This is a genomic window from Brevibacillus choshinensis (assembly GCF_016811915.1).
GTDB lineage: Bacteria > Bacillota > Bacilli > Brevibacillales > Brevibacillaceae > Brevibacillus > Brevibacillus choshinensis_A.
This window is the reverse complement of record NZ_CP069127.1, coordinates 2,482,941-2,507,223: the sequence shown is the minus strand read 5'-3', so window position 1 is coordinate 2,507,223 and position 24,283 is coordinate 2,482,941. Positions and strand designations below refer to the sequence as shown.

Genomic DNA, 24,283 nt, shown 5'->3' with positions numbered 1-24,283 from the left:
AGAGTTACCTCCTTGCGATTCCGATCCCCAAGCGGCCTTTTGCATAATTAGACTGCTGGGGATGTAAAAAGTTGCGCGTGCCTACGATTCTTTTTCTCGCTGCACGGCTCGAATCCTTCACGAAAAAACCCCCATTTATGGGGTTAAATGACAAATGTGTAGGGCTTGGTGTCGAATAGACACCTTCCCATGCCTACAGAACTACTAAACCGCGTATCTCGATAAATCCACTTACCGTTCGACATAACAGAAGTTGGAAGTTGCTTTTCACTAAAATTGAGAATAGTGGAAACATCACACTTTGTCAACCAGTTTTCCTTTTTTAGGAAGACAATGTCTGCATCTGCCCCAGGTATTAAGGCACCTTTTTTCGGATAGAGCCCGACTGCTTTGGCGACATTTGTCGAAGCCAATCGAACCAATAAGCAAAGCAGCTCTTCTTCCTGGCACCATCTGCGCCGATAATCAATCTGTACGTCTTCCAGCGGTGCGATGAAAGGCATGGATCGAAACCAATGTCGATGCATCAATCTCAATGCCCTGTCAGTCGCTTCTTTCTTGAGACGGAAAATATGATGATAGGGATCAACTATATCAGGCTCCAGCTGTGCTGTCGATTCAGATAGGACGGTACGGACCTTCCAATACTTTGTCACATCGAGCCAAGCGAGCCTAAGCTCTTCTCTTTCTTCCTTGGCTGAAGTGCCAACCGGTACATGTAAATGAAGAATCGTCTTATTTGACGTATGGAGTTGCGAAATCGTTTCCCAATTTATGTTGGAAATTTCATCCGGTTTGTGCAAGGTGACATGCAGAGCGTGATAGCCGCGCTTGGTCCATTTGACCAGCTCTTTTTCATTCCACTGCGTCACGTCCAACCCAACATGCCACACGTAATCAATCATGCTGTTAAAATGAGGAGTCTGTTGATATTTCACCTGCTTCAGATTCATCCAGGCATCGGGATAAAACGTATCGACGAAGCTTGTACACCCCATCTGGATCATGCTTCGAATGCTCTCTATATAGGTCCTGCGATCCCTGATGCGGTACACGGGCAGCCTGGGCATACCAATAAATCCCGGCATCACATACATCCCGGTCGCGTCTATTTCCACTGGAGCAGGAGCCAAAGAAGACTTGATCATGCTGTCCTTGGCTATCCGAGTAATCTTCCCATCCACTATCCAAATATCTGCTTCTCTGATTTCGTGTCCTGTTACGACCGACCCGCCGCGAATGACCCATTCCTGCTGTGACATGCTCGTCCTCCTCCCGATCCCCACACATCGAGATGCCGATTTGTACGAGCATATGCGCGAATTAGGTAAAAAGTACAAAAAAAAAGACCACCGTTGATTGTAAGCGCATTCAAACGGTGGTAGCACGATTGTGCTTTTTATATTGGATAGGAGTGGAGAGAAACCATACTGTATTTTTATAATAAACGGAATGTAAGCGCTTGTCAAATCATTTTTGCTAAAAAATAGGACCTTCTGAAAGATTTTTTTACTGTGAAGATTCATTCGATCTTTGTCCACTCCGCTGCCCATTAAAAAACCCGCACTTGGGAATGCGGGTCTTTTGTCACCTTTGTTTATTGGCTGATGTTTTCCAAGAGCTGCCCAAAACCCGGGAAAGACACATTGATCGCTTCATCATTCTCGATGGAAGTCTCCCCTGCGGCAGCAAGTCCGGCGATTGCCATAGCCATCCCGATCCGGTGATCTCCCATACTGTCGATGACAGCTCCTGTGAGGACAGACTCCCCTTCGATGATCATGCCGTCGTCTGTCGGAGTCACTTTCGCACCGAATTTGGACAGTTGGCTGACTACTGTAGCGATCCTGTCGGTTTCCTTTACCTTCAGCTCTTCCGCGTCGCGAATTACCGTACGACCTTTTGCCTGCGTCGCCATTACGGCAATGACGGGGATCTCATCGATCAGGCGCGGGATGATATCGCCAGCGATCTCGATTCCCTGGAGCTGAGAGTGCTTCACGAGAAGATCCGCTACCGGTTCTTCGTTTACCACTCGCTCGTTTAGCAGCTCCAGATCTCCTCCCATCGCTTGTACCACATCGATGATTCCGGTACGGCTAGGGTTGATGCCTACATTCTCAATCAGAAGAGAGCTGCCTGGCACCATCATGACTGCTGCGATCAGGAATGCCGCGGAGGAAATGTCACCCGGCACTTGAATGGCGCGTCCCTTCAAAGCTTGTCCACCCTCCACCGAGACCGTCAAGCCATCACGAACGACGTTCACACCAAATGCCTGGAGCATCCGCTCCGTATGATCGCGGGACAAATGAGGCTCTGTCACGCTCGTTACCCCTTTTGCCTGCAAGCCGGCTAGCAGGATGGCCGATTTGACCTGGGCACTGGCAACCGGTGAGGTATAGGAAATGCCGTGAAGGTCTCCTCCGCGGATGGCCAGCGGCGTGAATTCTCCATCCTTGCGACCGTCGATCTTCGCCCCCATTTGGCGCAGGGGACCGATTACCCGGCGCATCGGGCGTTTCGCAATCGACTCGTCGCCTTCCATTACCACATGAAACGGCTGAGTGGACATGATCCCCGCCATCAAGCGGATCGTCGTACCGGAATTGCCCACATCAAGGCGCTCGGAAGGTTCTTGCAAGCCGTACCAGCCTTTTCCTTGGACGGTTACCTTGTCGCCTTGCTGTTCGATCTCAATCCCCATGCGACGGAAGCAGCTGATCGTACTCAGGCAGTCTGCGCCTGGCAAAAATCCTTCGATGGTCGTCGTTCCTTCCGCCAAAGATCCAAACATAACCGCTCGGTGAGAAATTGACTTATCCCCTGGAACTTTGACCGTTCCTTTGATTTGATTGGCTTGTTTTACGCGAAGCACAGTTCCACTCCCCTTTTTCTTCTAGCAGTCATGCTGTGAAGCGTCTTCGTTGTAAAGTCCGATTGCAGCAAAAAACTACACGCGTTTATATACATTGTATTCGAAATAACGAAGCAACTCTTCCCCTTTTTCCATCTCCGCCTGAGTCTGGAAGGTGATCCGCAGTGCCCCGTAGATGTCTTCGCGAGTCTCCCTGATCTGCAGGTTGATAATATTGATCTGTCTCGCGCCGAGCAATGTCGTAATCCGTCCGATTTCCCCAGGATGGTCAGGAATGTCGATATACAAATCGTACAGCGGAGGCAGTGCCCCTGCCTTGCGCTCCGGCAGTCCATCACGAAAATCGCGAGCTGTCTGGAAAAAGTGCTCAATGCGGTCTGCATCTCCCGTTTCGACAAGCTCCATGACGTCATCGAGTGCTTTCGACCAGTCTTTGGCGATCTTCAGGATGTGATCTCGATTTTGGAGCAAGACATCGCGCCACATTCGCGGATTACTGGAGGCGATGCGGGTAATATCTCGAAAACCGCCAGCAGCCAAGCGCGCATGCCAAGCATTTTCATCGTCATAGCCTGCGACCAGGTTGACGAGTGCGGAGGCAAGCACATGCGGAAAGTGACTCACCGCCCCAACGACCTGATCATGAGTTTCCGGATCCATCTGAACGACCTTTGCTCTCGTCAGGGTGAGAAGGTCAGCCAATCGATTGACCAAATGCTCGGGCGTGTCTGCATTTGGCGTGAGGACGTAATAGGCGTTCTCCAGCAGTCGATCCGATGCAGCAGTTACTCCGGACTTGTGGGACCCAGCCATCGGATGTCCACCGATGAAAGTAACGTGTGGCGGAATCACCTTGATAGCTTGGCGGACGATCTCGGATTTGGTGCTGCCTACATCCGTCACGATGACATCCGGCTGCAGATCCAGCCCAGACAAGGTGCGCAGCGTGACAAAAATCTGCTCCACAGGTGCTGCCAAAAAGATAATGTTAGCCTCTCTTACCGCTGTCTGCAAATCTGTCGTACCTGCATGGATGACACCTAAATTCAATGCTTTATCCAGGCAATCCTGCCTGACATCGTAGCCGACGACCCGGATTTCTGGGTCTCGGCGCATGGACAAGGCGATAGAACCGCCGATCAGTCCGACGCCGATAATTGCGATGGTGGTCTTTTTCATTTCAACTTCCGATCCTTCCTTGCCTATGTGTAGACAAAGATGCCGGGGGTGGCCCGGCATCCTCTCTTTTGAACCTGTAGGTATATACGCAAGAACCGCTAGAGTTCCTTTATTTCAATGCGCCTGTGACAATGTCCTTCAATACGGAAAGCACTTTTTCATTTTGCTCCGGCGTACCGATCGTAATTCGTTGGTAGCCCGGATGTCCCAGGGCGTTACCGGAACGAATGATGATGCCTTGGCTCAGGAGCTTTTTGAATACCTCGTCCGAATCGCGATTCAGATTGACGAGAATGAAGTTCGTCTGGGATGGATAGTAATCCAGGCCCCATTCATCGAATGCATCGGTGAATTGCTTCATCCCTTCGCGGTTGCGCTCCCGGCAAGCTTTCACGAACTCTTGATCGTGGAGAGCAGCACGAGCAGCTACCTGACCCAGCGTACCGGTATTGAATGGCTCACGCACATGCTCCAGCTGGGAAACGAGCTCCTCGGAAGCGATTCCGTAGCCTACGCGCAGCGTCGCCAGTCCGTAAATTTTAGAGAACGTGCGCAGGATGATGAGGTTCGGGTGATCTGCCAGCATCGGCACCGTTTGCGGATACTCTGGATCCACCACGTACTCGTAGTACGCTTCGTCCAATACGACGAGGACGTTTTGCGGAACTTTTTTCAGGAAAGCTTCCAGCTCTGTCGCCGTCACGATCGTACCAGATGGATTGTTCGGGTTGCATACCCACACGACGCGTGTCTGCTCATTAATCGCGGCCGCCATCGCTTCGAGATCGTGCACACCGTTCTTCAGCGGTACTTCAATCAGCTCAGCACCTTCAATAATCGCATTGGAGCGGTATTGAGAAAACGTCGGGGTAGCCATTACCGTGTTGGTGCCCTCGCTCAAATACGCACGGGAGATCATCAACAGATTTTCATCCGATCCGTTTCCAAAGATCAACTGAGCCGGCTTCACACCGAGAACCTCTGCCAGATCCCAACGCAGCTTGAGGCTAGCTCCGTCTGGATAGATCGCCAAATTGTCCAGCTGGGCAGCAATTGCTTCCTTTGCTTTTGGCGAAGATCCATATGGATTTTCGTTGGACGCCAGCTTGATTACTTCCGTCAAACCATATTCCCTTTTGACGTCATCAATAGGTTTCCCGGGTTGATATACCGGTGCGTTCAGTATGCGCTGCTTCGGTTGCATCCACGATTCACTCCAGTCAGTTTTTTTTTCATTATTGTAGCGCACTCGCCAACTGATGTACAAACGTTTTTATTTTTTCGACAGCCTCGGCAGACTGCTCGGGATCTTTCAATTGCTCGACATGCCGCTCGACTTCCAGCACAATCGCACTGCCGACAATGACACCGTCCGTATGCGGGGCTACTGCTCTCACCTGCTCCGGAGTAGATATGCCAAAGCCTACAGCCGTCGGAACCTTGGTGCTTGCTTTTACGCGATCCAAAAAGTCAGCCAAGTCCTCTCGCAGGCTCGCTCGAGCTCCCGTCACCCCTAGCGATGAGACGCAGTAGAGAAAACCGGTCGCTTGCTCCCCGATCATTTGGATCCGTGAATCAGATGTCGGCGCCACCAGCGAAATGACATGAATGCCATACTTTTTGGCAGCGTCAACCGCAGGGCCATTTTCCTCAATCGGCAAATCCGGAATGACCACACCGTCAGCCCCATACTTGGCGAGATCTGCGAAAAACCGTTCGACGCCATATTGCAGTATCGGATTGAAATAGGAGAACAAGACCAACGAGGCTTCCATCCCTGACTCGCGCAGTCTGCCGACAAGCTGCAGGGCATCGGAAATGGATACGCCATTTTCCAGAGCGCGCTCAGAAGCACGCTGGATAGTCGGACCGTCTGCAAGCGGGTCGGAGTATGGGATGCCGAGCTCCAGGAGGTCTGCGCCCGCTTCTACCAGAGCGTGTGCGAGCTGGTACGTGGCCTCCAAAGTAGGGTCTCCCACTGTGATGAATGGAATAAAACGTTTGCGACTGCGGTCCTCAAACAAGCGATCGATACGATTCACGGCTGCCGTCATTAGCGCTCGCCTCCTTTTTCGCTCTCCAGCGCATCCTGGATGGTTAACACATCTTTGTCGCCACGGCCGGACAGGCAGATGACGAGAATCTCGTCTTTAGACATTTGCGGTGCACGCTTCACAGCCTCTGCGATCGCATGGGCGCTCTCCAGCGCAGGAATAATGCCTTCTGTCCGGCAAAGAATTTGGACGGCCTCCAGTGCTTCTGCATCGGTCACGGACGTGTAGGTCACTCGCCCGCTATCCTTTAAATACGCATGCTCAGGCCCTACACCCGGATAATCCAGTCCCGCAGAGATCGAGTGAGCTTCCTGCACTTGTCCATTCTCATCCTGCAGCAAATACGTCAGGGATCCGTGAATCACCCCTGGTCTGCCAAGGCTCAGAGTGGCTGCGTGCTTGTCTGTATCCACGCCTTGTCCAGCTGCTTCGACCCCGCGCAATGCGACGGTGTCATCCTGAATGAAAGGATAGAACATCCCGATCGCATTGCTGCCCCCGCCTACGCAGGCGATGACTTCATCTGGCAGCTTGCCGAGCATTTGCAGGATTTGCGCGCGGGTTTCTTCCCCGATGATTTTTTGGAACTCACGAACGATGTATGGATACGGATGAGGGCCGACGACAGAGCCGATGACGTAAAACGTCTCCTCTACGTTGGAAACCCAGTACCGGATCGCTTCGTTGGTTGCATCCTTCAGCGTGCGGGATCCGGAAACAGCCGGAATGACCTCCGCCCCAAGCAGCTTCATGCGGAACACATTCAGAGATTGTCTGCGGATGTCTTCTTCCCCCATGAATACTTTGCAGGAAAGTCCCAATTTGGCAGCCACGGTTGCGCTAGCCACTCCGTGCTGACCCGCTCCCGTCTCCGCGATGATCGACTTTTTGCCCATCCGCTTCGCCAGCAGACCTTGGCCTAGCGCATTGTTTAATTTGTGGGCGCCAGTGTGGTTCAAGTCCTCCCGCTTGAGGTAGATCCGCGCTCCACCCAGCTCGTCGGTCAGTCTCTGTGCATAGGTAAGCGGTGTAGGACGGCCCGCATATTCACTCAGCAAATGATTCAGTTCCTGGCAAAAGGCCGGATCCTTCGTCGCTTCCTCAAATGCCGCTTCCAGCTCGGTCAATGCATTCATCAGTGTTTCCGGAACGAATTTTCCTCCGAACGCTCCAAAGCGCCCCTTTTCATCAGGCACGATTCGCGTAGTTGTCGTTGCTTCCTTCATGCGCCTTCACCCTCTCCACCAATGTTTTGATTTTCTCCGGATCTTTTTCTCCGTCTGTCTCTACTCCACTCGATACATCAATGACTCTTGCCTGGTAGCGATTGACCAGCTCTTCTGCATTCCCCGCATTGATTCCGCCGGCGATGATGCACGCTTTATCCTTGCACGCCACCTGCAAGCGAGGGATGTGCTCCCATGAAAAGCGTTTTCCCGTTCCACCCGCCTGGCTCGGATCATACGTATCAAACAGAAACGCGTCGACTGCATCTGCGTACCGCTCGATCTCCTCAGCAGCATCCTCTTCTCCGCCTACAGCAAGGGCTTTCCAGATATGCAGCCCGTACCGCTCTCTGACCTCACGACAATACTCGGGTGATTCCTGACCGTGAAGCTGAATGACAGCAAGAGGCACCTGCCCCAGGATCTCGTCCAACTCCGCGATCGTTGGGTTCACGAACACGCCGACTGCCGGAGGGTGACCGGGAACTGCGGAAAGAACAGAGCTTGCCGCTGGAGCATCGACCTGCCGCTTGCTTGGCGCAAACACAAAGCCGACGTAATCCACCGCGAGCTCTTTTAACAGCAATAAGGTTTCTGCCCGTTTAATTCCACAAATTTTGATCCGAGTCATCTGCTCACCCCCGAATTGGCACCTGCAGCAACTCCCACCAAGGATACTACGGCCTGCGTCACATCGGCCTGCCGCATGAAATGCTCGCCCACGAGGACAGCTCTTGCACCGGCGCGGCCGACATTTTCAATATCCGCTGGAAGGGATATGCCACTCTCGCTCACTACCGTGATGGAGGATGGGATGTCTGCGATGACTTCATGGGTAACCCGAAGATCCGTTTGGAATGTATTCAGGTTTCGGTTGTTGATGCCCAGCAGCTCCGGCGTAATGGATTGAAACACCATCTCGCACTCTTTTCTGTCGTGCACTTCCACGAGGACATCCATGCCAAGCTCTCCGGCAGTTTGGTGCAAATGGCGCAGCTGCTGGCCATCGAGTATCGCCGCAATGAGCAGAATCGCATCTGCCCCTGCAGTCCGCGCCTCGACGACTTGCAGCTCATCGATGAGAAAGTCCTTGCGAAGCAGCGGGCGTATGACGGACTCATGAATCATGCGTAAATACGAAAGGCTCCCTTGGAAAAAAGACTCATCCGTCAGCACGGACATACATTCAGCACGTGCCGCTTCATAGGCTTTTGCAATGGCTACCGGATCAAAATCCGGGCGAATCAGGCCTTTCGACGGCGATGCTTTTTTCACCTCAGCAATGACGCTGACTGGACGCACACTCGTCTCCAAGGCTTGGCGAAATCCACGGGGCTTCTCTACCCCTTTTGCTGTGGCCAATAAGGAGGACATCGAAGTTTCTCTATATAGTCGGCTTACTTCTTCCCGTTTTCTCTCAACGATTTTACGAAGCATGAATCATTCCTCCTGCAATTTGACGGACATGCTCTAGCTTTCTCATGACGAGTCCGTCATCGATCAGTTCCGCTGCACGGATCACTCCGGCTTCAATCGAGCTTACCCGATCAGCAAGATACAGGATCGCTCCCGCATTCAGCAGGACGATATCCCTGGCCGCTCCGCGCTTGCCTGCAAAGACATCGTGGATGATCGCCGCATTTTCTGCTGCATCACCGCCGCGCAATGCATCTTTTTCATGCCGGTTTAACCCGAATTGCTCCGGCTCAATTTGATAGGCTTTGATTTCTCCGTCACGCAGCTCAGCGATATGACTCACACCAGTCACGGTCAATTCATCCAAGCCATCCTCGCCAGCCACGACCAACGCTCGGGATACGTTCAGTTGGCCGAGGACGGAGGCGACTGTTGGGAGGAGCTTGGCATCGTAGACGCCCATCAGCTGATGACTCGCATTGGCCGGATTCGTCAATGGGCCGAGCAGATTGAATACGGTCCGTACCGCCAGCTCTTTGCGCGGTCCTGCCGCATGCTTCATGGCTTGATGATACAGCGGTGCAAACAGGAAGCAAAGGTTGGTCACTCTCAAGCAATCCGCTGCATCCTTTGGCGATAAAGTAACGGGTACCCCTAATGCTTCCAGCACATCGGCACTGCCGCTTTTGCTCGATACGGCGCGATTGCCATGCTTGGCGATACGGACACCGTCGCTCGCCGCTACAAAGGCACTGGCCGTCGAGATGTTGAAGGTATTGCTGCCGTCTCCGCCAGTTCCGCATGTATCCACCAAGCCTGGCAGCTCGATCGGAAATGTCGTCGCGCGGGCTCTCATGGCACGTGCAAAGCCGATGATCTCATCCACTTGCTCTCCTTTTAAGCGAAGACTGGCCAGAAACGCGCCGATCTGAGCGGGAGTCGCCTTTCCGTCCATGATCTCTCCCATCGCCTCTTCGGCTACGGCTGCATCCAGATGGTTGCCTTGCAGGATTTGCTCCAATGCCTGTGTTAGCATGTCAATTCCTCCTTGCGTGAGAAGAGCTGTTCCGCTTTTTCCAGAGCAGTGATCATGGCAGCGGCTTTGTTGATGGTCTCCTGATACTCATTCGCCGGGATGGAATCTGCGACGATTCCCGCACCCGCCTGTACATGCGCGTATCCGTCCTGGAAGAACAGCGTGCGAATCGTGATGCAGCTGTCGAGCGAGCCATCGAAGGAAATGTACCCGATCGCACCGGCATACAAATGGCGAGCATCCGGCTCCAGCTCAGCGATGATCTCCATGGCACGAAGCTTTGGGGATCCCGATACGGTTCCAGCCGGAAATGCGGAGAGCAGTGCGTCGAAGGCATGCAGTCCTTCGCGGAGTTTACCAGTGACATGAGAGACCATGTGCATAACGTGTGAGTAGTTTTCGATCACCAGTGCTTCTTCTACTTTCACACTGCCGTAGGAGGAGACTTTTCCTACATCGTTGCGCCCGAGATCGAGCAGCATGTAATGCTCGGCTCGTTCCTTGTCGTCCGCGAGCAGGTCAGCGGCGAGCAGCTCGTCTTCCTGTGGCGTCGCGCCACGTCTTCGAGTGCCAGCGATCGGGCGCATCTCCACTTTTTCATCTTCTACCCGTACCAGCAGCTCGGGTGAAGTCCCCACGATGGTTTCCCCCTCATATTCCAGGTAGTACATGTACGGGGAGGGATTCAGGGTGCGCAGCAGTCGGTACACGGCAAAGGGATCAACTTCTGTCTTCACGGAGAAACGCTGCGAGAGAACCACCTGGAAGATATCACCTGCTGCGATGTATTCTTTTGCAGTCTGGACCATGCCTTCATATTGCTCTTGCGTCATGTTGGGCTCTACGGAGAGCGGCGCCGGCTCATGAGCCGCTACCTGAATTCGGCGGTTTTCCTGGTAGGGGGCGCTCACTTTGGCTGCAAGCTCTTCCAGCCGTTCACAGACTTGCTCGTATTTTCGGGCAATGTCAGTCAGCGTGTCGCCTTCCTGCACATGCACATTGACGATCAACTGGATTTCCTGCTTCAGATGATCAAAGGCGATCATCTCATCGACGAACAAGAAGCGCATATCCGGTACGCGGAGCGGCTCTACCCGATGCGCAGGCAGGTTCTCAAAATAACGGAGGGTATTATATCCGAAAAATCCTACCGCTCCGCCACTCAGGCGAGGGAATCGGGGCAGCTTTGGACTTTTGAAGCGATCTGCTTGTTCCCGCAGAAAATTGACAGGATTTCCTTGATGGACCGAGCGTTCACCGTTGCGATGAATCACTGTGATGTCTTCACCTTTTGCTTCGACAATTTGAAAGGGATTCATGCCGATAAACGAAAATCGCGCCCATCTCGCTCCGCCTTCCACGCTTTCCAGAAGGAACGAGTCGCTTGTCCGCAGTTTTTGATACAGGCGAATCGGCGTTTCATGATCAGCCAGTAAAGTCATACTTACAGGAATAAGGGAATACGAAGCCGATAGGGATTGTACCTCGGCCAGGGAGGGGTAATTCATGGACTCTCATCTCCTTTTGGGGGAAAGAAAAGAACGGTGCTAGCCCGCGCTCTTCCCTGCCCGCTGTCTAGAGCGAGAGGTAGGGGGAGAAATGCTATGCAAGTAACGGCAGGAGCCGGTACTTGGTGACCACTCGGGCCACGAACTTATTTTATGAAAAACAAAAATTGGTTTTTCATAAAAAAAACCAGTGCGAGCACTGGATTGGGCGTACAACTATACCCAGCCTGCTCTTCTCTCCTCAACCTAACTCATCTCAACTCTGCTCTACTTGCTCTGCTCTCAGCCGGTAATACTCTAAGACCGGTAAAAATACTCTGGAATTCATATGCATATCGCTTATCAATTCCTGCTCGGTAAACGAGGCGCTCTCGTTTCACTTATCGTAAAAGAGAGCGCCCATAATGTCAACTACCGATTTGTCAGATCAGGACGAAGCTTGACTGCATCCCGCAGGAAAACGTGCTGAATCTCTTTCGCCGTTTTGCCTGTATTGACATGCATCATCACTCGCACACAGAGCGGCAAACCGCCTGGTACCGGAATTTCCCGTGCGCACATGAGGGGAACGTACTGCCAGCCATCGCCATCAAGCAAACGTGCTGCCTGTGCAGGGAACGTCGAATTGAGATCTTCCGTCGTCGTAATGATGACGCTCGCAATGTCTTCTGGTATGATGTCATTTCGGCTGACCATTTCTTCCAGCAGCCATTTTGTCGAGGAGACGATTTCTTCTCGTGTGTCCGCCTCCACTGTAATTGCTCCTCTGATTCCACGCATGCCCATTACTTTGCCTCCACTTCTTCTCTCATCACTTTCAATATGATCTCTTCGTCGATGTCTTTCACTACTTCGACTTGACCTATCGCTCGCGGCAATACCAAAGCGAGCTTGCCGCCAACCGTTTTCTTATCACGCTTCATCGCTTCCAGGACAGCCTCAGGTGTGAGATCCCCTGGCCACTCCGTAGGGAGGTGGTAGAGACGCAGCACACGCTTTGTCCGCTCGTATACTCCCTGATCCGCCATTCCGATTCGCTCCGCTACCTTTGCAGCGAGGCACATGCCGATGGAGATTGCCTCCCCGTGGTTCAAGACAGAATAAGCGCTCAATGCCTCGAACGCATGTCCAAAAGTATGTCCGAGGTTGAGCAGTGCCCGTTTTCCTTGCTCGGTTTCATCCTCGGAGACGATTGCTGCTTTGACAGCACATCCCCGATGGATGGCTTTTGCCAACAATTCTGAATCCAGCTCCCATAGACGGTCGGCGTGTTCCTCCAACCAATCCACAAAGGCTTCATCCGAGATCAAGCCGTGCTTGACCACCTCTGCGAAACCTGCAGCCACTTCCCTTTTCGGGAGAGAGTGAAGTGCAGACGTATCATAAATAACGACACGCGGCTGATGAAAGGCACCGATCAGATTTTTCCCCAACGGATGGTTGATCGCGACCTTGCCGCCGACAGAGCTGTCGTGTGCGAGCAGCGTCGTAGGAAGCTGGACAAAATCAATCCCGCGCATATACGTAGCTGCTACAAAACCAGCTAAATCTCCGACAACGCCGCCACCCAGTGCCAAAACCGCCGATTTGCGATCCAGCCCTGCCTGGATGGCCTCCGTCATGATGCGCTCATAAACGGCCAGACTCTTGGATTGTTCCCCGGCAGCGATCACGCTCGCCGATGCTCGGTAGCCAGCCTGTGCCAAAGCATCCAGCAGCGGCTGCAAGTAATGACTGGCCACATGTTCATCGGTCACTATCAACAATTGGCTCTTGGAGGAGACTCCTGCTTGCTGCAGAAGCTTCGGTGCTTGCTGCAGCAAACCTTCCCCAATCACGATGGGATATGAACGTTCTCCCAATTCTACAGTCAGGGTCTCGTGTTTCATTAGAATTTCTCCGTGTATTCACGGTATTGGCGTACATTCTCCAGCATGTCATCCATCGAATCAGACGGGAACTTCTCGCACATGGCATTTGCGATCTCCCATGCTACGACAGCCTCTGCGACAACGCTCGCTGCAGGGACCGCACAGCTGTCAGAGCGTTCAATGCTAGCCGAGAACGCTTCTCTCGAGTCGATGTCCACACTCATCAGCGGCTTGTACAAAGTCGGAATCGGCTTCATCACACCACGAACAACTACCGGCATTCCTGTCGTCATTCCGCCTTCCAGACCGCCTGCACGATTGGATTTACGGCTGTAGCCTGACTCTTCGCTCCAGACGATTTCATCGTGAACTTGAGAACCTGCCAGACCAGCCGCTTCAAACCCAATGCCGATCTCTACGCCTTTGAAGGCTTGGATGCTCATGATTGCCTGTGCCAAACGTCCGTCGAGCTTGCGATCCCATTGGACATGAGAACCGAGACCGATCGGTACTCCTTCCACGATGACCTCTACGATGCCCCCCAGAGAATCCCCGTCTTCCTTGGCTTTATCGATAGCAGCCATCATGCGTTGTTCCGCTTCTTTATCCAAGCAACGAACCGGTGACTCTTCCGTACGAGCAATCAGTTCATCGAGGGTTACGTTTTCACGCTTTGCCACCACTTCGTTAATTTGCAGGACTTGCCCACCCAGACGAATCCCGAACGCTCCGAGCAACTGACGAGCGACAGCCCCCACTGCTACACGGATCGCTGTCTCGCGTGCACTGGAACGTTCCAGAATATTTCGCATATCGCGTTGATGATATTTGATCGCACCGTTCAGATCCGCATGACCAGGACGCGGGCGAGATACGCGGCGTTTTTCCTCTGCCCCTTCTACTGGCTCCGCACTCATGATTCCTTGCCAATGCGCCCAATCTTTATTTTCCACGACCAGTGTAATCGGGGCTCCCGTCGTATAGCCATGGCGTACGCCAGAGAGGATTTTCACCTGGTCCTTTTCAATTTGCATCCTTCTTCCACGACCGTGTCCCTTTTGGCGTCGTGCCAATTGCTCGTTAATGGCCTCAACGGAAATGGGCAAATTGCTCGGTACACCTTCAATGATCGCCGTCAACTGCGGTCCGTGAGATTCTCCTGCTGTCAAGTAACGCATGTTCTCGCTTCCTCCATCCTCCAGGCAGCACTATCCCCAGTTCCTTATACTCTCTCAGATCGGGACGCTGTCCTTTATCACTTTTAAGCGCTATAATATCATACCTATTACGTCGTGGAAATACTAAAGTCACAAACGGATTGATTTCCTGGCCATTTACAGGAAAAACGCCCCTCCGCCATGGAGAAGCGCTGCATGTCGTCGTGACGCTGATTCAAAAATGATCAACGATTAAAAAGGGATTGGAACCCAGCGGTTGGCGGGAGTGATCCACTCGGAGCAGATCATCCAGCTGCGTCTTATCTGCCCCAAAATTTGCCCGCACTCTTGAAGTGTGATGAGACCTCGGCGATATGCTTCAATGACCTTGTGTTTATCCATCTGCTGCCCCCTGAAAGAACTGAACATTGGTATTTCTATTCTTGGGAAAAAAGGGCAGAGATATACCCAATAGCAAGGAATCATCCCATTTTTCGATAAAAGAAAGTATCTTCTGTCTCCAGCTGATATTGCTGCGGCTGGAAAATTTGCTCCGTACTTCCTACGAACAGCACCCCGCCCGGTTTCAGAGCGTGGCTGAATTTATGGTACAGCTCATGCTTTGCCTCTTCCGTAAAATAAATCATGACATTTCGGCAAATGATGAGATCAAACTGCGAGTCGAACGTATCGGCGAGCAGGTTGTGTTTTTTAAACGTAACCCGGTTTTTCACTTCATCGGAAATACGGTAGCTAAGCGTATCTTTTGTAAAATACTTGCCGATCAGATCTTTCGGACAGTCCTGCAAGGAACGGTCGGTATAGACCCCCTGCTTGGCTTTGGAGATCGCCCCTTCATCGATATCGGAAGCGAGCACACTTGCCTCCAGACGCTTTCGCAGCAAAATGAGAGAAAGCGTGTACGGCTCTTCCCCGGTCGAGCAAGCGGCACTCCAGCATTTGATTCGAGGTGATTGCTTCGCTAAACGAGGCAGGATCTTGTTCTCCAGGACCTCCCACCTGCCAGGATTGCGGAAAAATTCGGATACGTTTATGGTCATTCGATCCAAGAACTCGTAAAAGAGCTCTTTGTCCTTCGAAATAGCCTCGAAATATTGAGTAAACGATGAGTATCCCCGCTTGACGCGCAGCGAAGACAATCTGCGCTTCATTTGTGCTTCCTTGTAAAGGGCAAGGTCAATTCCGGTCATTTTTTTTACGTTTGCGATAAATTGAAGAAAGTCCTTATCTTCCATTGGAATCTACTCCCTTTCACAGCTTGACCTCTTCTTGATTCGCTAATTTTCGTCAAATTCCTATCTTGCTTTTACGGGGATTATGACGAAAAAATGAAAAAAACCCCGTAACCGGGGTTTTTGAAGGGTGCTTCTTAGATCCAGCGTTGGATCGTTTTTTCGAAAGAAAGAACTTCGTCAGCGGAGAACCAGAGACCGATTTCACGCTCAGCGCTTTCTGGAGAATCGGAACCGTGGATGATGTTCATGCCAACGGAAGTAGCGAAATCGCCGCGGATGGTTCCGGAAGCTGCGTCTACTGGGTTTGTTTTGCCCATCATCGCGCGAGCAGTTGTGATCACGTTGTTACCTTGCCATACCATAGCGAATACCGGACCGGAAGTGATGAAGTCTACCAGTTCACCGAAGAAAGGACGCTCTTTGTGTTCTGCATAATGCTCTTCAGCCAGTTCGCGGCTAACGGTCATCAGCTTCGCGCCTACCAGTTGATATCCTTTTTTCTCAAAACGGGAAACGATTTCCCCGATCAGGTTACGTTGTACGCCGTCTGGTTTTACCATAAGGAATGTTTTTTCCATTGTAAGTATGCCTCCATTAGAGCTATGTATTGGTGTATCCCACACCAACGAAAATTTTATCAAAAGAAAAGGGGTCAAGCAACAGTCACACGGTTAAAAAACCATTAAAATTTGCGTTCTACGATAAAATCAGCGATTCCCGTCAAAGAAGTCTTCGCTTGATTGTTCGGCAGATCGGCCAAAATCGCATGTGCACGGGCAATATATCGTTCCGCCAGCTTCTGCGAGAAGGCGATCCCTTCATCGGAACGGACGAGTTGAATCGCCTCATCGACATGATCCCAGAATGTCTGCTCTTGAATCCAGCTCTGGAAACGGTCACGGGAGCGTCCGAAGTGGGCGGTGTAAAGCGCTGGCAGCGTGATGTTTCCATGGACAAGATCGCTTCCCGCAGGCTTGCCGAGCTGCTTCTCCGTTCCCGTGAAGTCGAGGATATCATCCGTGATCTGGAATGCCATGCCTACGTTGTACCCATACCAGTACATTTTCCGAATGAGTTCTTCGCTCGCTCCGCTCGCCACTGCCCCAAGCTGGCAGCTAATCGCGATCAAGAGCGCCGTCTTGCGTTTGATCCGTCGCAAATAGGTGCGGAAATTTTGATTCCAGTTGTTCAAGTCTTTTACTTGTTCAATTTCACCCTTGCACAGCTCTACCATGGCATTTGAAAGAATCTGATGCAGCTTGGGGATGGGAAGCTCAGCAGCGATTGCCAATGCCCGCGCAAAAATGTAATCCCCTGCATACATCGCCACTTTGTTGTCCCATTTCATCCGAACGGTATCCTTGCCGCGGCGCTTATCGGCATCATCGATTACATCGTCATGGACGAGGGATGCCATATGGATGAGCTCGAGTGGAACTGCCACATGCTTGAGTCGCTTGACATCATACTCCCCCCATTTTCCCCCGAGCAGAACGAAAACAGGACGAATCCGTTTTCCCCCTGCCTTCAGAAGATGCGTGGAGGATTGGTTCAGCTCACGCATGTCTGTATCAATCGACTTTTCCAGTTCATCTTCAATGTACTGGACGTCCTTTTTCATCTTGAAGTAAATATCGACTAGGTTCATCCGTTCCACCTATCTCGTCAACGTAGTATTGGTCTGCCGCCCACCAGCCTGCCAGATGTCGACGGTTGCTGGCGCCGGTAGAAGTCCCAGCTCCGCGGCGCATCGGTAGTAATACTCGAGTCCAATCCGCTGCTCGTCGCCGAAATCATGCTGCAAGCCTTGAAAGTACCGGGTCCATTCTTCCTTGTCCCCACCATAATGCGTGGAGACGTAATCGATGAGAGGCCCGGGGTTTTTTCTCGTCATTTCTTTGCTCGTCAGGAAGGAGGCATGCACCTCTTCCAATAGTGCGCTGTGCTCGGCCAAAACTTGCTTGCGCACAGCCCAGATCGCAAACGTCATGGAATAGCCGGTGAACCTGTGCCACAACTCTCCCAGATCGTAGACGTGGAGGTCTCCCTTCTTTCTCATGGCCAAAATCGCATCGTCACCAATCAGCAGAGCCGCTTCAGCATCCAGAAGCATTCTGTCTAAAACGGGCTCCTGTGTAACGTATGAAATCTCATAATCGTAAAACTTACGAAGAATGATCTTCAGCAGGTTGACCGTGGTTGCGGACGTATTGGTCAACGCAATCTTTGTCCCGTTCAGCTGCTCGATCGGCTTTTTGCTGAATAAGAAAAGGGAGCCTACTCTCCCCTTGGCGCTGACGGACAGATCCGAAAGCGCTACGTACTGGGAGGCATGCTCTGCATAGCTAAAGGAAGAAATCGGTCCCAAATCGATCTCACCACGGGACATGGCCAGATTCAATGTGGCCGGAACCTGGCGGATGAAATCGATACGGTCCTCAAAACGCTCCTGATCAAAATAAAAATAGACCGGAAGTACATTCGTATACAGGATCTGTCCAATTCGCAAAGGCTTTTGCATGCGAATTATTCCCCCCAACGCCGAAACAGCGAGTGTGGTACATCGATTGCATCCAAAGCTTTTCCTACAACAAAATGGATCAGATCGTCCATCGTTTGCGGCTTTTGATAATAACCAGGCATCGCTGGCACGATCTTGACTCCCAGTCGACTCAGCTTGAGCATATTTTCCAGATGGATGGCACTGAGCGGCGTTTCACGAGGGACTAGGACGAGCCGTCGCCCTTCTTTAATCATCACGTCCGCCACCCGCTCCAACAGGTTGCCGGAAGCCCCGTGAGCGATACCGGAGACAGTCCCCATCGAGCACGGAACCACAATCATGCCGTCACAGCGATAGGAACCGCTCGCGGCTGGGCAATTAAAATCACGCAATCCCCAGTAGTGCAGTTCTCCAGGTAAATCCTGCTGCAATTTTTCCTGAAGAAATGCAGGACGGTTGTCTGTCTCCCAATCGAGCTCGTCGTGAAAGACCTGCCAGCCTGCCTCCGTAATCATCAAATGAACGATATGCCCGGCTCTAAGCAGCTCCTGCACCAGCCGAACGCCATAAATCGCTCCACTCGCTCCCGTAATTCCGACTGCCCATTTTTGCCCACTCATGAGATCACCAGATCGATCATGGTAAACGCAAACATGACAACACTCAAAATTCCATTCATATTAAAAAAGGCGACATCCAGTTTGGACAAGTCCGTCGGTTTTACCAGGGTGTGCTCATAAATCAATATCGCCCCGGAGATCAGTACGCCAAGCAGGAACCAGATGGACAAATCCGCCACGACGTACAAAGACATGAGGCCGACGAACGTAAGGATGTGACATACGCGTGCGACCATCAAGGCATTGGCCACTCCAAAGCGGCTCGGCATGGAGAACAGGCCTTCCTTTCGATCAAACTCGCTATCCTGGCACGCATAAATGATATCAAACCCTGCCGTCCAAAACAGGACAGAAGCGAACAAGAGAAGTCCAATTCCATCCACTTGCCCTGTGGTTGCTACCCATCCGCCCAAAGGACCAAAGCCGATTGCGACCCCGAGAATGAAGTGGCACAGCCACGTAAAGCGTTTGGTATAGGAGTACAGTACCAGAACGAATACGGCGAGCGGCAGCAGCTTCACTGCGAGATCATTTAATTGGAACGCGGCGATGAAAAGTACAGCGAAGGAAACGACGATAAACAAGATGACTTCCACAATCGAAATCAATCCTGCTGGAATCGCCCGATTCGCTGTCCGCGGGTTTTTCGCATCGATATATCGGTCAATGACCCGATTCAATGACATGGCTGCACTGCGGGCACCTACCATTGCTACGGTGACCCAAAAGATTTCCATCCAGGTAGGCCAAGTCTTCTCAATTACAATATTACCCAAAACAGCACCCATGAAAGCAAAGGGCAATGCAAAAAGGGAATGTTCAAACTTGATCATTTCCAAAATAATTTTCAATTTACGAAGACTCATTATAATACACTTCCTATCCACTGAAGAAATACCAGAAGCAGCCTACCCGATCTTCGATGTGAGAGAATCGTATGCTGGGCGGGTGCTTATGATACGTTATGGTTTGGTACCGATATGCAGGGCAGATACGCCCCCCATGAACAGTTTGACTTGCACAGGATCCAGACCGGCCTCCTGAAACATGCGAGCGAGCTCGCGGCTATCCGGGAAATTGGTCAGCGACTTTGGCAGCCATGCATACTGTTCGTATTTGTTTACCGTCCATTTCGCTACCAACGGCAAAATATTATAGAAGTAGAAGTAAAAGAGCTTGCGATAAGGAATAAAAGGAGGCTTGGACACTTCAAGTGACACGACCTTCCCTCCCGGCTTTACCACGCGAGCCATTTCATTCAGCACGGTTTGAATATCCGGGACATTTCGCAGAGCAAAACCAATCGTGGCAAAATCAAAGGTATTGTCCTCGTAAGGAAGCTTCATCGCATCGCCATTCACGAGATCGACGATATGCCCGACACCTTTTTGAGATACCTTGTACGCCCCTACATCCAGCATGTTTTGGCTGAAATCCAGTCCGACCACACTTCCGTCTTTTCCGACTGCCTCAGCGAGTGCGATCGTCCAATCAGCTGTTCCGCATGCCACATCCAACGCTTTCTGCCCGGGCTTGATGTTCATTTGCTTCATGGTGTAATTTCGCCAAGCTACATGGCTGCCAAAGCTGATGACATTATTCATCTTGTCGTATTCATCCGCGATGCTCTCGAATACGGAATGAACGTATTGTGCCTTTTCATTCATCTGGGTCTGGTTCACTTGGATTACATCTCCTCAATAACCCGTTTCAGGCGGTTAATCCGATGGGAATAACGGGCTGTCATCGTTGCGAGCATGTTTCGCGTCTCTACCGGGTGCAGCGTACGGACCATCTGCTCGCACAATCCGATCATTTCCATCGCTTTTAACTCAATGCCTGACATCACCTGCGCGAGCGTAGTCCCAGGTTTTTGCAGCAAAAAACGGGCAAAACCAAATGGAACTTGTTCTTGCCATTTCAGCTGCTCCCATTCCCCGATGACGCTCTCTACCTTCGCCGTCTCTTTCATCAGGTTGGTCCAAAAACGCCGCTGCTCTTCCGAATCTGCGTACGCTTCCACAACAGCTACGTACAGACCCGTGTCGATCGTATTGCGCAGGTCCCAATACTCTTCTGCGGATGGGAGCCTTGCATCTTTTCCTGCCAGGTACAGCCTCATCTTCGCTTCATTTACGCGCTGTACCGCTGCAGACAGTACTTGGATCGCTTGAATTTCACTGGCTTCTGCCAGGAGAGCGTAATAGCGGGCACTGTAATAATCCCCCGCCAGCACGGTCAATTGTCGATTCCGCTCTGCTGCCAGTGTCCGTTCATAGTCGTTCTTTACGTATTCATGAATGTCCAAACCCAATTGGACAAGTCCCGTTGCCGTGCAGAGTGTTACAGAACGTTCCGTGGTCATCCCTTGTTCCTTCAAAAAGAGGTACAAGAGTGCCAGGCGATTTTCCGCCATGGAAGGAACGTCTACGTAATATTCTACATACGCGTGGGTGCTTCTCTTGTAGATCTGCTCGATGATCAGTCGAACTTCTTCTACATAGGGGGTATGTTCTTTGCTCATGCGTCCTCCTCCACAAGCTGTGCACAACCTGATGATGTCTGATGTTTTCCGCACACTGTCGGTCTATCTGTATTGCCCGGTCAAATGGCCGTCCTTACTATCATACCATACTTCTATCATCAGGGACTAATTCTCTCATAAAAATACGGATCGATTCGTACCGGGAACGAACCTTTTACATAACGGTCCACATCCTGAAGATCCGCGATCGGTTTGCTTACGGCCGACTCTTTCGCACGACTCGAATCGATCGCAACCAGCAGTCTTTGCTCTCTCGGCTCATCCGTCTCCTCCAGCATGCGGAAGTATACTTGTTTGACATTATCGGTATTGGTAAACAGCTCGTGTGTCAAGCTGTAAAAATCACGATAAACGCGAGTAAGCTCCACTGTTTCTTTCGGTTTCACCGCCAGATCGACATATACCGACGAGTTCTCCCATTTTATACGCTTAATATTATAATGTGTCTCCACGGTTGTAAACAAATCCAGCGCATTTTGCTCGCTCAAGTGGATGGGGCGGGAAGCTTGAAACGTTGGAACATCCGTTTGATTCCAGCCTGCATTCGGGACAAGTGACAGCATCAGGGCTAAAAAGGCAGAAACGGCGATGGCGGCAAACAGTCTACGTGGCACAGACATCCCTCCTCTCCACCATTGTACAAACAAAAAAAGCAGGCTATGCCTGCTTTTGCGCAAAAGGTACTCCCTATTCGGTCGTATCGATCGTCCCATGCTGGGAGTAGATCACTGCTTTTCCCCGCACCTTAATCGCTGAAGTGTGCTCGGTGAATTGAAAGATCATGACTTCGCCTTTATCGAGCTTCTCCGTATGATGAAAGCGGGTATCGGAGCCTCTGGTAAGACCGATCACATGGACGCCGTTCTCTTTTGCCTTTACTACGAAATAGTCCTGATTGAAAACCGTTGGTTGAGACAATTGCTATTCCTCCTTGCCAATGCGTTATGTGTCATTGACTACTATGATGTCCGGTCAGATTGCAATCTGTTCATGATTTTTTCCACATAGCGCTGTGTTTCTTGTGGCAGTTGGTCGTATCTTTCCTCTAGCTCCGTGTCGCTGTCAATGCCCAGGCGGCTTATCCGTCCAGGTCCTGCATTGTACGCGGCGAGAGCTACTTTTACATTGCCGTCATAGCGGTCGAGCAAGCTTTTCAGGTACTTGGTGCCGCCTGCCAGATTCTCATCCGGATTGTAGGCATTTCGTACGTTCATCGCCCGGGCGGTAGGATCCATCAGCTGCATCAAGCCCTTTGCCCCCGCACGAGATACTGCGTTGGGATTAAAATTGGACTCTGCTCGAACCACTTCTCGCACGAGATTTTTATCGACGCCGATGGATCTTGCCATGCGATCGATTTTTTCAAGAACCTCGGTGGTAGAATGCGCAGCTCGTCCACTCGTCGAACCGTTTGTCACATTCGAATCATCCAGATGCCGGTCAACGCTTTGCTGTGGAAAATGCCACTCCGGGGATCCGTCCAGCTCAGCGATAATTTCTTCGGCAGAAATCACTCGTTGACCTGCTGCCAGCTCGGCTTGCAGCACGTCAGAAAACATTCCTTCATCCACGGCAGGAAGAGCAGCCTGAGCCGTACTGGCACCATAAGAAGTGGTTAGCTGGTTCAGATATGGCTGAAGCGATACGGGTACATTCATGGCTACTAACAACCTTTCCTCGCTTGTCTCTCCCTTATTATAGAAAAGAAAGAACAGGAAGCCAATAGCGAAAATGGAATCATATTGAAGACACAAAAAAAGGAGCCTGATACATTCAGGCTCCTGACTTTAAGATGCAGATGGTCGGAATGCAGGGATTCGAACCCTGGACCTCACCCACCCCAAGGGTGCGCGCTACCGGGCTGCGCCACATCCCGACGTACATCTAGACTATACAATAATTTACCTGTAGCGTCAATAGTATTTCCGTTTTTTTCATCCCGATTACGGACGGATCAGACTGAAAACCTCGGCTCTTGCCGCCGCATCTTTCTCGAACATGCCGCGTACGGCGGAGGTAACGGTTTTGGAGCCTGGCTTCTTCACTCCGCGCATGGTCATGCACATGTGCTCAGCCTCTACGACCACCACAACACCATGAGGGTCCAGCTTGCGAACGATGGCATCTGCTACAGTCGACGTGATTCTTTCTTGCAATTGCGGACGGCGGGCCACCGTATCCACAGCACGAGCCAGTTTGCTCAAGCCGACTACACGGCCTCCCCTTGGCACATAGGCCACATGGGCTTTTCCAAAGAATGGCACGAGATGGTGCTCACACATGGAGTAGAATGGAATATCTTTGACGAGGACCATTTCCTCATGATCTTCACTAAATACGGTTTCAAAATAAACTTCTTCGTTTATGTGCATGCCTTCGAATACTTCGGCGTACATTTTTGCAACTCGTTTAGGGGTATCCAGCAATCCTTCACGGTCAGGATTTTCACCGACTGCCTCCAGGATCATTCGCACGGCCTGTTGTATTTTATCTAAATCGACGTTCATTTTCGGTACCTCCTACTTAGGGACTCTTCTCTTCACTTTGATGATGAGATCTGAGACAAACAAGCCCATCTTATCATATTGCATGAAAAAAAACAAAAACATCTGACACTCTATTGTATGTAAAGTCTTTATAGGCAGAAAAAAATCCACATCTAAAATGTGGATTTTTTTATGTAAGTGATTCGATCACGAATGTGACGATTACTTGATGGAATCTTTGAGTTGTTTACCTGGTTTAAACGCAGGTACTTTGCTGGAAGCGATTTCGATCTCTTCTCCAGTTTGAGGGTTACGACCTTTACGAGCCGCACGCTCACGAACTTCGAAGTTACCAAAGCCGATCAGTTGGACTTTGTCACCTGTTTTCAATGCGTCAGCGATAGCGTCGAGGACTGCATCAACTGCTTTGGTAGCATCTTTCTTGGTGAGTTCTGTGGTTTCAGCCACTTTTGCAATCAGTTCTGTTTTGTTCATTTTGTTCACCTCCCCTCAAAGAACACAAGTCCCTATTACTATTTTTCTTAACC

General features: G+C 51.2%; 27 protein-coding genes and 1 tRNA gene. All 28 read right to left on the bottom strand.

The window, feature by feature from the left end:
- Positions 1-143 precede the first annotated feature (143 nt).
- Entirely contained in the window at positions 144-1,262 is a 1,119-nt protein-coding gene (locus JNE38_RS12845; RefSeq protein WP_203356900.1) for an amidohydrolase family protein, read from the bottom strand.
- A 335-nt stretch (positions 1,263-1,597) separates the two neighbouring features.
- Complete coding sequence (gene aroA, locus JNE38_RS12840; RefSeq protein ID WP_203356899.1) at positions 1,598-2,878, bottom strand: 3-phosphoshikimate 1-carboxyvinyltransferase; 1,281 nt, start codon at positions 2,876-2,878, stop codon at positions 1,598-1,600.
- Positions 2,879-2,953: 75 nt separating this feature from the next.
- Positions 2,954-4,057, bottom strand: coding sequence for a prephenate dehydrogenase (locus tag JNE38_RS12835; RefSeq protein WP_203356898.1), 1,104 nt, complete (start codon positions 4,055-4,057; stop codon positions 2,954-2,956).
- A 109-nt stretch (positions 4,058-4,166) separates the two neighbouring features.
- On the bottom strand, positions 4,167-5,261 hold the full coding sequence (gene hisC / locus JNE38_RS12830; protein ID WP_203356897.1) for a histidinol-phosphate transaminase: 1,095 nt from the start codon (positions 5,259-5,261) through the stop codon (positions 4,167-4,169).
- 31 nt (positions 5,262-5,292) lie between these two features.
- Entirely contained in the window at positions 5,293-6,111 is an 819-nt protein-coding gene (trpA, locus tag JNE38_RS12825) for a tryptophan synthase subunit alpha (protein WP_203356896.1), read from the bottom strand.
- Positions 6,111-7,337 carry a tryptophan synthase subunit beta gene (gene trpB, locus JNE38_RS12820; protein WP_203356895.1) on the bottom strand — a complete coding sequence of 409 codons (1,227 nt, stop codon included), beginning with the start codon at positions 7,335-7,337 and terminating at the stop codon, positions 6,111-6,113. Before trpB ends, trpA begins: the two co-directional genes overlap by 1 nt.
- Complete coding sequence (locus tag JNE38_RS12815; RefSeq protein WP_203356894.1) at positions 7,300-7,968, bottom strand: phosphoribosylanthranilate isomerase; 669 nt, start codon at positions 7,966-7,968, stop codon at positions 7,300-7,302. The genes trpB and JNE38_RS12815 overlap by 38 nt, the downstream gene beginning before the upstream one ends.
- A complete protein-coding gene (gene trpC / locus JNE38_RS12810) occupies positions 7,965-8,774 on the bottom strand; it encodes an indole-3-glycerol phosphate synthase TrpC (protein ID WP_203356893.1) in 810 nt (269 codons plus the stop codon). Before trpC ends, JNE38_RS12815 begins: the two co-directional genes overlap by 4 nt.
- On the bottom strand, positions 8,764-9,789 hold the full coding sequence (trpD, locus tag JNE38_RS12805; RefSeq protein ID WP_203356892.1) for an anthranilate phosphoribosyltransferase: 1,026 nt from the start codon (positions 9,787-9,789) through the stop codon (positions 8,764-8,766). Before trpD ends, trpC begins: the two co-directional genes overlap by 11 nt.
- Positions 9,783-11,297 carry an anthranilate synthase component I gene (gene trpE / locus JNE38_RS12800; RefSeq protein ID WP_203356891.1) on the bottom strand — a complete coding sequence of 505 codons (1,515 nt, stop codon included), beginning with the start codon at positions 11,295-11,297 and terminating at the stop codon, positions 9,783-9,785. The genes trpD and trpE overlap by 7 nt, the downstream gene beginning before the upstream one ends.
- 411 nt (positions 11,298-11,708) lie before the next feature.
- Positions 11,709-12,083: a chorismate mutase gene (aroH, locus tag JNE38_RS12795; protein ID WP_203356890.1), complete on the bottom strand. Its 375-nt coding sequence runs from the start codon at positions 12,081-12,083 to the stop codon at positions 11,709-11,711.
- Positions 12,083-13,186 carry a 3-dehydroquinate synthase gene (gene aroB / locus JNE38_RS12790; RefSeq protein ID WP_203356889.1) on the bottom strand — a complete coding sequence of 368 codons (1,104 nt, stop codon included), beginning with the start codon at positions 13,184-13,186 and terminating at the stop codon, positions 12,083-12,085. Before aroB ends, aroH begins: the two co-directional genes overlap by 1 nt.
- Entirely contained in the window at positions 13,186-14,346 is a 1,161-nt protein-coding gene (aroC, locus tag JNE38_RS12785; protein ID WP_203356888.1) for a chorismate synthase, read from the bottom strand. The genes aroB and aroC overlap by 1 nt, the downstream gene beginning before the upstream one ends.
- Positions 14,347-14,577: 231 nt before the next feature.
- On the bottom strand, positions 14,578-14,727 hold the full coding sequence (locus tag JNE38_RS12780; RefSeq protein WP_203357829.1) for a hypothetical protein: 150 nt from the start codon (positions 14,725-14,727) through the stop codon (positions 14,578-14,580).
- A gap of 80 nt (positions 14,728-14,807) precedes the next feature.
- Positions 14,808-15,581, bottom strand: a complete 774-nt coding sequence (locus tag JNE38_RS12775) for a CheR family methyltransferase (RefSeq protein ID WP_203356887.1) — start codon at positions 15,579-15,581, stop codon at positions 14,808-14,810.
- Between the two features lie 134 nt (positions 15,582-15,715).
- Positions 15,716-16,159, bottom strand: a complete 444-nt coding sequence (gene ndk / locus JNE38_RS12770; protein ID WP_055743593.1) for a nucleoside-diphosphate kinase — start codon at positions 16,157-16,159, stop codon at positions 15,716-15,718.
- A 104-nt stretch (positions 16,160-16,263) separates the two neighbouring features.
- Positions 16,264-17,229, bottom strand: coding sequence for a polyprenyl synthetase family protein (locus JNE38_RS12765; RefSeq protein ID WP_203356886.1), 966 nt, complete (start codon positions 17,227-17,229; stop codon positions 16,264-16,266).
- A 9-nt stretch (positions 17,230-17,238) separates the two neighbouring features.
- Positions 17,239-18,102 (bottom strand): menaquinone biosynthetic enzyme MqnA/MqnD family protein, encoded by an 864-nt coding sequence (locus JNE38_RS12760; protein WP_203356885.1) that lies wholly within the window; start codon positions 18,100-18,102, stop codon positions 17,239-17,241.
- Between the two features lie 5 nt (positions 18,103-18,107).
- A complete protein-coding gene (locus JNE38_RS12755; protein WP_203356884.1) occupies positions 18,108-18,704 on the bottom strand; it encodes a UbiX family flavin prenyltransferase in 597 nt (198 codons plus the stop codon).
- Positions 18,701-19,570 (bottom strand): UbiA-like polyprenyltransferase, encoded by an 870-nt coding sequence (locus tag JNE38_RS12750; protein ID WP_203356883.1) that lies wholly within the window; start codon positions 19,568-19,570, stop codon positions 18,701-18,703. Before JNE38_RS12750 ends, JNE38_RS12755 begins: the two co-directional genes overlap by 4 nt.
- Before the next feature lie 96 nt (positions 19,571-19,666).
- Complete coding sequence (locus tag JNE38_RS12745) at positions 19,667-20,386, bottom strand: demethylmenaquinone methyltransferase (protein WP_275296704.1); 720 nt, start codon at positions 20,384-20,386, stop codon at positions 19,667-19,669.
- 5 nt (positions 20,387-20,391) lie between these two features.
- Entirely contained in the window at positions 20,392-21,228 is an 837-nt protein-coding gene (locus JNE38_RS12740; protein WP_203356882.1) for a heptaprenyl diphosphate synthase component 1, read from the bottom strand.
- A gap of 119 nt (positions 21,229-21,347) precedes the next feature.
- Positions 21,348-21,869, bottom strand: a complete 522-nt coding sequence (locus JNE38_RS12735; RefSeq protein ID WP_238933634.1) for a hypothetical protein — start codon at positions 21,867-21,869, stop codon at positions 21,348-21,350.
- Between the two features lie 67 nt (positions 21,870-21,936).
- A complete protein-coding gene (mtrB, locus tag JNE38_RS12730; RefSeq protein WP_092272128.1) occupies positions 21,937-22,167 on the bottom strand; it encodes a trp RNA-binding attenuation protein MtrB in 231 nt (76 codons plus the stop codon).
- 41 nt (positions 22,168-22,208) lie between these two features.
- Positions 22,209-22,907, bottom strand: coding sequence for a lytic transglycosylase domain-containing protein (locus JNE38_RS12725; RefSeq protein WP_203356880.1), 699 nt, complete (start codon positions 22,905-22,907; stop codon positions 22,209-22,211).
- A gap of 141 nt (positions 22,908-23,048) precedes the next feature.
- Positions 23,049-23,125, bottom strand: a tRNA-Pro gene (locus JNE38_RS12720).
- 67 nt (positions 23,126-23,192) lie between these two features.
- On the bottom strand, positions 23,193-23,756 hold the full coding sequence (gene folE, locus JNE38_RS12715; protein WP_203356879.1) for a GTP cyclohydrolase I FolE: 564 nt from the start codon (positions 23,754-23,756) through the stop codon (positions 23,193-23,195).
- Between the two features lie 201 nt (positions 23,757-23,957).
- Positions 23,958-24,230 carry an HU family DNA-binding protein gene (locus tag JNE38_RS12710; RefSeq protein ID WP_005831316.1) on the bottom strand — a complete coding sequence of 91 codons (273 nt, stop codon included), beginning with the start codon at positions 24,228-24,230 and terminating at the stop codon, positions 23,958-23,960.
- Between the last annotated feature and the right edge of the window lie 53 nt (positions 24,231-24,283).